The sequence below is a fragment of the Candidatus Electrothrix sp. genome (assembly GCF_052785085.1).
In genome coordinates this window covers 1-10,096 of sequence record NZ_JALAAI010000130.1, presented here as the reverse complement: position 1 = coordinate 10,096, position 10,096 = coordinate 1, and the positions used below count along the sequence as shown (strand labels likewise).

Sequence of the window (10,096 nt, the reverse complement as noted above, 5' to 3'; positions counted from 1 at the left end):
TGTAGGAAGCGCAACGCCTGTCCGTGGAAATATCTCGCTGAGGTTATCACGGCTCGGCGCCAGGGGCTGGATGTGCCTCCTCTGCCTCTTGCTGCGTAAAAAAAATGAGAGGGGTCTGAACGGTTACTTTGAGAGGGGTTCGGGAATTGCTGACTTATTCTCGGTTCAGCGGCCTTCATATGGAAGAACCTCCTGGAAAAACGCATACAGGAACTGGAACAGCATGGCAAAACTGTCAGTGCGGAGGTTATAGATATTGAAGAAGATGGCGATCTTTACGTAATGGTGTATCAGTTTGATGGCGGTTCCCGATCAATTACTGCCAGGGAAACGCGAGACGAACCTTGGGGGAAAGAAGTCGGTGATTCGGTGCCTGTCCGCTATCTTGAAAAAAAGCCCACAGTTTTTGACCAAATTTTTGAAGAGTAATGCTTATGCAAACAAAAAAAACATTTTTCCTGTATGCAGTTCACCTGTTCCTGAGCTGCATATTCATCACCCTTCTGGGTTGCACACCCGAAGCAGAGTCAAACAAGCAACTGATCACGGTCTGGGCGCACAGCGGGCAGGAGGGCGAGCGCAAGGTGCTCATGGATCAGGTGCAACGTTTTAACGAAGAATTTCCTGATGTCCACGTTGAACTCACCCTGCTACCGGAAGGTTCGTACAACTCCCAGCTCCAGTCTGCCGCCCTTTCCCATGATCTGCCGGATGTAATTGAATTTGACGGGCCGTTCCTGTACGGCTATGTCTGGCAGAATCAGCTCCAGCCCCTGGATAATCTCCTGCCTGCGGCGGTGCAGGCCGATCTCCTGCCGTCCATCATCAAACAGGGCACCATGCACGATCAGCTCTTTGCCGTGGGGATGTTTGACTCCGGCCTGGGCATGTACGGCAACAAAGCCCTGCTGAAGGCGGCAGGTGTCCGTATTCCCGCCTCGGTGGATGATGCCTGGACAGAGGCGGAGTTCAATCAGGTGCTGAACAAGCTGGCTGCTCAGGATCAGGACGGGGCTGTGCTGGATCTCAAGGCCAATTACCGGGGCGAGTGGTTCACCTATGCCTTTTCCCCGATTATTCAGTCTGCCGGTGGTGATCTGATCGACCGACAGGATTATCTCCATGCAGAGCCGGTATTGGCCGGAAAAGAGGCGGTTAGTGCCATGACCACCCTGCGGGATTGGTTTCAGCAGGGCTATGTTGATCCGAATCTGGATGATGCCGCCTTTGTGGAAGAGCGGGTCGCGCTTTCCTGGGTCGGGCATTGGGAATATCCCCGCTACGCAAAGGCACTGGGCGACAAGCTGGTCCTCCTGCCCCTGCCGAATTTCGGGCAGGGTTCAAAGACCGGCCAAGGCTCCTGGCAATGGGGCATTAACGCAGATGCCCGTCATCCCAAAGCAGCAGCCCAATTTCTTGCCTTCCTGCTCCGCCCGGAAAATATCCTGGCCATGACCGGGGTCAACGGGGCCGTGCCTGCCACCAGGAGTGCCGTTGTCCGCTCGCCTTTGTACCAGGAAGGAGGCCCGCTCCGGCTTTTTGTGGACCAGCTCCGTCAAAGCAGCGTGGAGCGACCGCGCACCCCGGCCTATCAGGTGATCACCTCGGTCTTTCAGCAGGCTTTTGATGAAATCCGCAACGGAGCCGATGTGCAGAAAGCCCTGCATCAGGCTGCCGCAGCTATTGAGCAGGATATTACGGACAGCGAAGGCTACCGTTCTGTTCCCCGTTCCTGACAGCACAGAGAGTATAAACAGCAGAGGTTTCTATTATGAACAACAAGTTTCGCAGCGACAACCGGGTCGGCTGGCTCATGGCTGCCCCGGCCCTGACCGGTCTGGCCCTTTTTATCGGCCTGCCCTTTCTCCTGGCCCTGATCCTCTCCTTCACCAACCTGAAACTGGCCTCGCCCCTGCCGCTCACCTTTGTCGGGTTGCAGCATTACGCCCGCATTATCCAAGACCCTGTTTTTCTCCGGGCATTGCTCAATAACCTAATTTTCGCTGTGGTCGTGGTGCCAGCCCAGACCGGCTGCGCCCTGCTCCTTGCCCTGCTGGTGAACCGCAAGCTCCCAGGCATGGTGGTGTTCCGCACCCTGTTCTTTCTGCCGGTAATCTTCCCCTTTGCCCTGATCTCCGTGGTCTGGATGCTCCTCTACGCGCCCGGCCCGAACGGAGTGATCAACTCCGTGCTTGAGCTGCTGACCTTCGGGATCTGGGAGCCGCAGGATTTCCTTCATAACCAATTCCTTGCCCTGCCCGCGATTATGGTGGTCTCAATCTGGCAGGGAGCCGGGTTTCAGATGATTGTCTATCTTGCCGGACTCCAGGATATTTCAGAAGAACTCTACGAGGCCGCCCGCCTGGACGGGGCCAATTCTTGGCAGCAGTTCTGGCATGTCACCTTTCCCTGCCTGCGTAACACAACCCTGTTCGTGGTCTCGGTAACCACCATCCTCTCCTTCCGCCTCTTTGATCAGGTTCAGATCATGACCAAGGGCGGCCCGCTCAATGCCACCGCCACTGTGGTCTTCGAGGCCGTGCGTGCTGCTTTTGAACGCCAGCAGATTGCCCGTGGTTCGGCCATGACCGTGGTCTTTTTCATCATTGTCCTCTGCCTGACCATTTTCCAGCGGCGGCTGGTGCGGGAGGATCGGAGGGTGGGGTGATCTGTTTTCAATTCGGGGAATTAACTGTAAGGGAAACAAAATGAACAGAGAGCTGGAATATCTTAAAAAGGCACAAGGTCTGAAAAACGAACTAGATAATTTGGATAATCCAATTCCCTCAACCCCTTCCTCGAAAGGCTTCGCTAAAGAAGTGGGAGGATTTTTATTAGTAGTATTGGTAGTATTGGGAATACTAGGTGCTGTAACGGCAATGGGAGTCTTCATGGTCGCCAAGGACGATCCAACTTACCTGACAAGTCCTTTATGGTATCCGATCCGGGCGTTAGGCATGTTGATATGGGGAGTTGTAGCCGGAGCAGGCATGTTGATGACTTTAGCAATTATTGGAATCTTTTTGTCTGCATTGGGGATTCCTTTAATCCTTCATTTCACAGAAGGGTTGGAAGAAAAGACGATTTCGGAAAAATTCCTAACAGTTTCAAAACGTTTTGGAAAGTTAGTCATTAAAATAGCTTTAATCGTTGCTGTGATAGCGGCAGTCTTGACGACTATCTTTTTTATATTGGAAGCCGAATCAGGAGCTAACTATTTGCAGGGGCCTTTATTGGATGTATTGTTATTTTTAGGGGTATTGCTTCGAATCGGAGTGGGGCTTGCGGTTTTTATCGGTCTTCCTGTAGGCATAATTATATCTATACGCAATGGAGGCGGAGGAGGTAGCAGTGGTTATCACGGAGGTGGAGGTTTTTCCAGTGGAGGTGGTTTCGGCGGCGGTGGTTCCGGTGGAGGAGGAGGTGGTGCCTGCGGCGGTGGTGGCGGCTGAGCGGAGGGTGGGGTAGATACCCTTTCAGTTCAGACTATAAACTTCGAAGGAAACAGCATGCATAATGAGTTAGAAGATATCAAGAAGATAGAGAGACAATTCATTAAATACAGTCAATACAAAAAAATAATCTCTCGGAAAAAAAAGGTAAAAAGAATTTTAACGATAGCGGCTGCTATAGCTGCTATAACTGCTGTGATATGGGGTATGGTGCTGCTGTTTAAAACTATAGGCCCAGGACCGCTATTCTTAATACTTCTGATAGGTGTTGTCGTCCTTTTCATAACCGGTAGTAGTGGAGGCGGGGGGAGTGGCAGCGGCTACACTGGTGGCTATGTCGGTGGTGGCGGAGGCTTCGGCGGCGGCAGTTCCGGTGGAGGAGGAGGCGGATGTTGCGGCGGTGGGGGCGGCTGAGACGTGACCGTCGAACTTCATCCATGAGCCAGATAGTGAACGACTCCTCACTTGCACCCTTTGTCCAGTGCCGTAACCTGTTCGACACTGAGCTGCGTACAGTTTGCCACCTGTTCAATACTGAGACCGTTGTTCAGCATAGTCCGGGCGATTGCTTTGCGTTCTTCAATCTTGGCTAGGTCGAGATTCGATTTGACCGCTTTGAGTTCATCCTCCAATTCCTTGAGTTTTTCCTTGCGGGCTGCCTCCTCCTTCATTTCAGCGGCATCTCGCGGACTGATACAGCTTTTTTCTATGTAATCAAAGATGGAGCTGATTTCAGGGCGGTACCGGGTTTCGTCAACCTCTTCGTCCAAGGTATCGTCAATCGCCAGAAGCCATTCGCGAAGCGGCTCCGGGGTATCGTCCGCAACGTATTTCGGACAGAGGTAGATAATTTTATGCAGAATTTCCCCCAGAGGCTGGCCTGCCCGGTCGCGCGGATCAAAATCAATCACCGCCACATCGGTCTTGTGCCTGTCGCCGGAGGTCAGAACCACGACGGTAAAGGTAATGGAGAAATTTATCGTAATGGTCTTTCAGACGCTGATGCTGAATATCTACAATAACACGGTTTTTGACATCCTCGGCAAACAGGTCGAACCGGGAGTCAATCGGCCCCACAGTCGGGCTGAAGGATTTCTCCGTTTCAACAGAGGAAATCTCCAGCTCAATGCCCAGCACATCGCGGACAAAGGAGGTGAAAATCTCAGGGTGACTGAAAGCTTTCTTGAATATAACGCCATAACGTAACGATCCTACTTGTTTCACAGAACATACCTCCGTAAAAAGATCAGAGCTTGCGGCATCGGGGCTGCCGGGCAACTTCTTCCTGGGTCAGCCCGGCCTCAGTGCGGGCCTGCTTCAGAAGGACACCAAGTCTGAATGTTTTGTATTCTTTGTCAAAATGTCTGAACTCATCAGGATGCTGCTGCTTGCAGTTATGGATAAATTATGTTACGTCAGTCATTGTTTTACCCTCAGATATTTTTTTGAAGATTAGCTGAAATGTGAATTTACTGCAAGAATATCTCAACATGAAATCTGTCACACGCTCTTATCCGCCTTCGTGTTTACGATCTTACGCATGGTCTTTCACTGGTCAGCGAAAGGAAACGGCGGGATTGCTCTTCTTTCTCCAGGCGGAGAAGTTGGTGAAAGTCTATATTCAGACATGTGCATCCTGCTGTGCAAGGTATAAATAGAGGTCCTGGACGTATGAAACCTCGTTGCGAACATGCAAAAGCTCTTGTGGGATGTCCGAGTCAAGGTTTGGGATGTACAAAGTCTCGTTGTGAACGTCCATAATCTCTTCCCGGATGTCCAAATCGAGGTTTTGGATGTACAAAGTCTCGTTATGAACATCCGCGATCTCATTTGGGACATCCAGAAGCTCGTCTGGAACGTCCTGGAAGAGGTTTGGTATATACAGAAGCTCGTTTGGAACGTCCGATTCGTTGTTTTGCATGTCCGAAAGCTGGTTGCGGCGGTGGTGGCGGCTGAGTCTATCGAACATCGAACTGAATCAACGCATCTTTTTGAAAAGCAAAAACATAGGAGGAACCATGAAGTGTCTCAGACAACTGCTTACAGTGTATGTCCAGGCAATCGTACTTGGATTATTTTTACTGAATACTCAAACCGCATCGGCGAAATCCCCGCCCTTTTACTGGGACTTCATCAATGTGCTGATTGATGTGCAGGGAAACGGCGACATGCTTATCACCGAGACCCAGAAGTACGTTTTCACCGGGCCGCACACCAACGAACGATATCGCTACATCCCGCTGGATAAGGTGGACGGCATTGATCAGATTGAAGTTTACGAAGGGGACGAAAAACTTCCGTTCAGTACAAATATCAAAAACGGGCAGCGGTGGATCAAATGGCGGCATGAGCTGAACCCGCCGGAGAGCCATACCTTTGTTCTGAAGTATCGCGTTAAAGGCGGCATCCAGATTCACGGCGAAGAAGATTGGGTGTACGTCAAAGCTATCTTTAAAGACCGATCCGCACCGATTGAGAGCGGCAAGGTAACAGTACGCCTGCCGGATACCTTGGCAGGACAAATCACCAGCTTTAAAAATTTCGGGGTGCCTGCCGAGGCCCGACAAATTGATGAACGAACGGTTGAGTTTGTTGCAAAAGGCACAATGGAGCCAGGAACGGAGCTGGAGGTACGCGTTGCTGTTCCACATGAGGTGCTCCAACTTCCAGAACAACCACGAAAAAATTCTGCTTATTGGAAGAAAAAAGCTGCCGAATTGAAACATTATAGTAGCGGCAAGAAAAGCACTTGGGAAACCGACAGGTCCGCTTGGATTGTCGGGATCATACTTGCCATCATCGTTTTTATAATTATTCTTATTTTTGGTGGCAAAGGAGGTGGTGGCAGCGGAGGAAGTAGCGGTTACACCGGAAGCGGCTATGCTGGCGGAGGCGGCTTCGGGGGCGGCAGTTCCGGTGGAGGTGGCGGATGCTGCGGCGGGGGCGGGGGGTGACTCTCCTGTAATCGTACAGTAAAAAAGAAATCCGTCATAAACAATCAATCAACCCGAACGAATACCATGCGAAAAATACTCCTCACCCTCTTTATCTCCGCAGCCGCGTTGCTCTATGCCGCGCCGATCCTGTTCATGGTCTTTTCCAGCTTTAAGCCGGACAACGAAGTGCTGGTCGGCCTGACCAGCGGACGCTTCTTTGCCGCCGACCTGAGCTGGCAGAACTACGCGGACGTGTTCAACCGGGTCAGCTTTGGCCGCTACCTGTTCAACTCCCTGTTCATCACCCTGTCCGTGGTTTTGCTGGGCCTGGTCGTTAACTCCCTGGCCGGATACGCTTTTGCCCGGCTGCACTGGTTCGGCCATAAGGCCCTGTTCGGCCTGGTCCTGGCCCTGATGATCATTCCCTTTGAGGCCATTGCCGTGCCCATGTTTTATCAGATGAGCTACTTAGGCTGGCGGGACAGCTATCTGGTGCAGATTTTGCCCTTTGTTGCCAACGCCTTTTCCATCTACCTCTTTTACACCTTTTTTATCGGCCTGCCCAAGGAGTTTGAAGAGGCGGCACGGGTGGACGGCGCAGGCACCTTCCGCATTTTCACTTCCCTGATCCTGCCTAACAGCAAGCCCGCCTTTGCCAGCGTCACCATCCTCACCTTTCTCATGCAGTGGGGCACCTTTCTCTGGCCGCTCATGGTGACCAGCGGCGAACGGGTCCGGCCTCTGCCCGTGGCAGTAGCCCAGTTCCAGACCCTGCCGCCCCTGCAATGGGGCGATATCATGGCCTTCGGCGTGATGATGGTGGCACCGGTCATGGTCATTTTTCTCCTCTTTCAACGCTGGTTTGTCGCAGGCATCGCAGCCACTGGCACCAAAGGATAAACAAGGCTCAACGCATTGAGGGATTCAGCAGAAAATATATTGCCCTTTATATGGGCCGTCGTAGGGGCGAACGGCGTTCGCCCTGTTGTACTTATACCAATCTGATAACCCACAGGATACGTTATGGCAGATGTTGCAATCAAAGAACTGATCAAATCCTACGATAAAAAGCAGAACATCCTGGATCATATCAATCTGGAGATCAAGGACGGCGAGCTGATGGTCTTTGTCGGCCCGTCAGGCTGCGGCAAGTCCACCCTGCTGCGCATGATTGCCGGGCTGGAATCAATCACGGACGGCGAGATATCGATCAACGGCAGGCGGGTGAATAATCTGCCGCCCCAGCAGCGCAATATCGCCATGGTCTTCCAGAATTACGCCCTGTATCCACACATGAGCGTGCGCAACAATATGGCCTTCCCTTTGCGGATGCAGAAGATGCCTGCTCAGGACATCACGAAGCAGGTGGAAACCGTGGCCGAGCAGCTGGACATCACCCCTCTGCTGGACAAGAAACCCAAGCAGCTTTCCGGCGGACAGCGACAACGGGTGGCTATGGGCCGGGCCTTGGTGCGGGAGCCGCAGGTCTTTCTTATGGATGAACCGCTCTCCAACCTGGATGCTAAACTGCGGGTGCAGATTCGCTCGGAGATCGCCACGATTCAGCGGCAGCTCGGTGTGACCACGGTCTATGTCACCCATGATCAGGTGGAGGCTATGACCCTGGGCCAGCGGGTTGCCGTGCTCAAGGACGGCATCCTCCAGCAGGTTGCCCCGCCGGATGAGCTGTACTCCCGCCCGGCTAATATCTTTATCGCCCAGTTTATCGGCAGTCCGGGTATGAACATCATCCCCTGCCGGGTTTCCAGAAATGAGCTGATCCTGCCGCTGGAAAATGAGCCTGTCCGATGGCCGTTGCCGGAGGCAATGCGGGCGCGGTTGGCCGAACTGCCGCAGGACGAGGATATCTGGCTCGGTCTGCGACCGGAAGCGTTCAGCCTAAGTGCGGAGGGGCAGGAAAGCAGCTTCTCTCTGCCCTGCCAAGTGGTTGATGCGGAATTCCTCGGCTACGAAACCCTGATCCGTTTTCAACTCATTACTCCGTTCACAACAGCATTGGATACCGCTGGCCAGACCTTTTTTACCGCCCGGATTTTTCAGCAGCTGCACTGCGCGGTCGATGAAAAAATTACCCTGGATGTCGATCCGGGTGGAGCCTGCTTTTTTGATCAAAGCGGGGCGGCGGTTTGAAGTTAAAGGCCAAGGCGATTGCAGCAAGACTGCCCTGAAAGGAGGAAGTCCGACGGTAGAATTGACTACCGACGGCAGCACACCTTAGACGTTAGAGGAGAACATCTTGAAATTTCAAATAATTACTTTCAACAAGATCCTGCCATCAACAAAGTGGTTGTTGGCAATAAGTGCAGTTGTTGGATGGATGCTTTTTGTCGATACAAGCTACGCAGCTCAAATTTCTTCTGATGCCTGTCGGGATCTGACAAAAATACAGCAATACGTTGCCGGTAATATGCCGGAATCATTATGGTATAATGAGCATTTCATCAGAGCTGGCAAGCACGACCAGAATAAACAGTATGAAAAGGAGATCGCTGAACTTCAGCTCGCTCTGCAAGCCGTACCGAACAGTGATTATGCTGGTTTAGTGGAGATGACTATCGGTGATACCTATTCGGCAATGAAAGAATATGACAACGCTCTGACTGTTTACAGAAAAATTCTACAAAAATACCCAAACAGCGTATTCCTTGATGCTGTTCACTATAATATTGCCACCGCATTGTATAAGGGCGGAAACTCTTCTGAAGCTGAAAAAGTATTAGAGGATCTAATCAGCAAGTCTCCGAATAGCACTTTTACGTCTTGCGCCAAACAGAATGTACAGGATATCAAAAAGAAAATATCTCCTGTTTTTTTGACTGATGCTCTTCAGGATCATGTGGACCAGTTGGAAGGTGAAGTAAAACTCTATGAAAAGATAGTTCAGGCAGCAGATCAGAGTCTAAAGGGATTTGAAAAGGACATAAATGCATCTATACAGGACAAGGAGTTTCCTTTGAAAAAAATTTTTAACAGAGCTGCTGATAAAGATTCTCCTGTCTTTAATTTAGGAGAAAAATTTCTTGAAGAATATCCTGACAGTGATCTGGTCGCTTCAGTGTATTACAGCATGATAATTGATTATTACTCTTTGCTAAATATCAAAAAATCGGCTGAGATTTACCGGAGAATGAAGAAAGTGGTACCTAAAGACAACCCGTACCTCATTGAGCTACAGCCATTAGCCGAAGAAATTCGTCCTGTGCTTGAGCTGATTAAAGATGCGGACACGATTTTTAACGATGCACAAGTTCAATCACAAGAAGGTAACTATATAGCGGCGATTACTTCTGCAGAACATTTTCTTTCAAAATTTTCAGAGCATGATCGGGTTCCAGAGATGCTGCTTTTCCTCGGTAAGGTTTATTTTTCCATGAAAAAATATAACCAGGCCCGTATGGCATATGAAAAAATCACTGAATATTATTCTGATGCTTCGGAATATGAAGAGGCAAGATGGAATATAGGGCGATGTTACGCAGCAATTAATGAATGGCAGCTGGCGACACAGAATCTGGAATTTTTTCTTGAAGCCCATCCAAAAAATTCGTATACCGAGGAGGGGGAGCATTCCCAAAAAGTAGGTCAAACCACACTTGCTGCCTTGAGGGAAAAAATATGCTCTCTCAGCATGTTCCATCGACCAGCTTTGTAATGCGCCCGTAAATACAACATGGCCTCCGCTGTTTC

12 protein-coding genes are annotated in these 10,096 nt (G+C 50.8%); 9 read left to right on the top strand and 3 right to left on the bottom strand.

Annotated features, from left to right (window positions below; genetic code table 11):
- Positions 1–282: 282 nt before the first annotated feature.
- From L2082_RS16290 to L2082_RS16270, 5 genes are read left to right on the top strand one after another with little or no spacing between them, the layout of a single operon-like run.
- Positions 283–429 carry a hypothetical protein gene (locus tag L2082_RS16290; protein ID WP_446008629.1) on the top strand — a complete coding sequence of 49 codons (147 nt, stop codon included), beginning with the start codon at positions 283–285 and terminating at the stop codon, positions 427–429.
- Between the two features lie 5 nt (positions 430–434).
- On the top strand, positions 435–1,736 hold the full coding sequence (locus L2082_RS16285; protein WP_446008630.1) for an ABC transporter substrate-binding protein: 1,302 nt from the start codon (positions 435–437) through the stop codon (positions 1,734–1,736).
- Between the two features lie 35 nt (positions 1,737–1,771).
- Positions 1,772–2,668: a carbohydrate ABC transporter permease gene (locus tag L2082_RS16280; protein WP_446008631.1), complete on the top strand. Its 897-nt coding sequence runs from the start codon at positions 1,772–1,774 to the stop codon at positions 2,666–2,668.
- A 40-nt stretch (positions 2,669–2,708) separates the two neighbouring features.
- Positions 2,709–3,452, top strand: a complete 744-nt coding sequence (locus L2082_RS16275) for a hypothetical protein (RefSeq protein WP_446011969.1) — start codon at positions 2,709–2,711, stop codon at positions 3,450–3,452.
- A gap of 57 nt (positions 3,453–3,509) precedes the next feature.
- Positions 3,510–3,866, top strand: a complete 357-nt coding sequence (locus L2082_RS16270) for a hypothetical protein (RefSeq protein ID WP_446008633.1) — start codon at positions 3,510–3,512, stop codon at positions 3,864–3,866.
- A gap of 47 nt (positions 3,867–3,913) precedes the next feature.
- Here L2082_RS16270 and L2082_RS16265 read toward each other — a convergent pair whose 3' ends face one another.
- From L2082_RS16265 to L2082_RS16255, 3 genes are all read right to left on the bottom strand, one after another.
- Positions 3,914–4,363 carry a hypothetical protein gene (locus L2082_RS16265; RefSeq protein ID WP_446011968.1) on the bottom strand — a complete coding sequence of 150 codons (450 nt, stop codon included), beginning with the start codon at positions 4,361–4,363 and terminating at the stop codon, positions 3,914–3,916.
- A complete protein-coding gene (locus L2082_RS16260) occupies positions 4,356–4,676 on the bottom strand; it encodes a hypothetical protein (RefSeq protein WP_446008635.1) in 321 nt (106 codons plus the stop codon). Before L2082_RS16260 ends, L2082_RS16265 begins: the two co-directional genes overlap by 8 nt.
- Positions 4,677–5,073: 397 nt before the next feature.
- Positions 5,074–5,373 carry a hypothetical protein gene (locus tag L2082_RS16255; protein WP_446008636.1) on the bottom strand — a complete coding sequence of 100 codons (300 nt, stop codon included), beginning with the start codon at positions 5,371–5,373 and terminating at the stop codon, positions 5,074–5,076.
- Positions 5,374–5,470: 97 nt separating this feature from the next.
- Between L2082_RS16255 and L2082_RS16250 the strand changes: the two genes are divergently transcribed.
- From L2082_RS16250 to L2082_RS16235, 4 genes are all read left to right on the top strand, one after another.
- The gene (locus L2082_RS16250; protein WP_446008637.1) at positions 5,471–6,406 is read left to right on the top strand and encodes a DUF2207 domain-containing protein; all 936 of its coding nucleotides are present in this window, start codon (positions 5,471–5,473) and stop codon (positions 6,404–6,406) included.
- A gap of 66 nt (positions 6,407–6,472) precedes the next feature.
- Entirely contained in the window at positions 6,473–7,288 is an 816-nt protein-coding gene (locus L2082_RS16245) for a carbohydrate ABC transporter permease (RefSeq protein WP_446008638.1), read from the top strand.
- 123 nt (positions 7,289–7,411) lie between these two features.
- The gene (locus L2082_RS16240) at positions 7,412–8,539 is read left to right on the top strand and encodes an ABC transporter ATP-binding protein (protein WP_446008639.1); all 1,128 of its coding nucleotides are present in this window, start codon (positions 7,412–7,414) and stop codon (positions 8,537–8,539) included.
- A 187-nt stretch (positions 8,540–8,726) separates the two neighbouring features.
- A complete protein-coding gene (locus tag L2082_RS16235) occupies positions 8,727–10,061 on the top strand; it encodes a tetratricopeptide repeat protein (protein WP_446011970.1) in 1,335 nt (444 codons plus the stop codon).
- Positions 10,062–10,096: the final 35 nt, after the last annotated feature.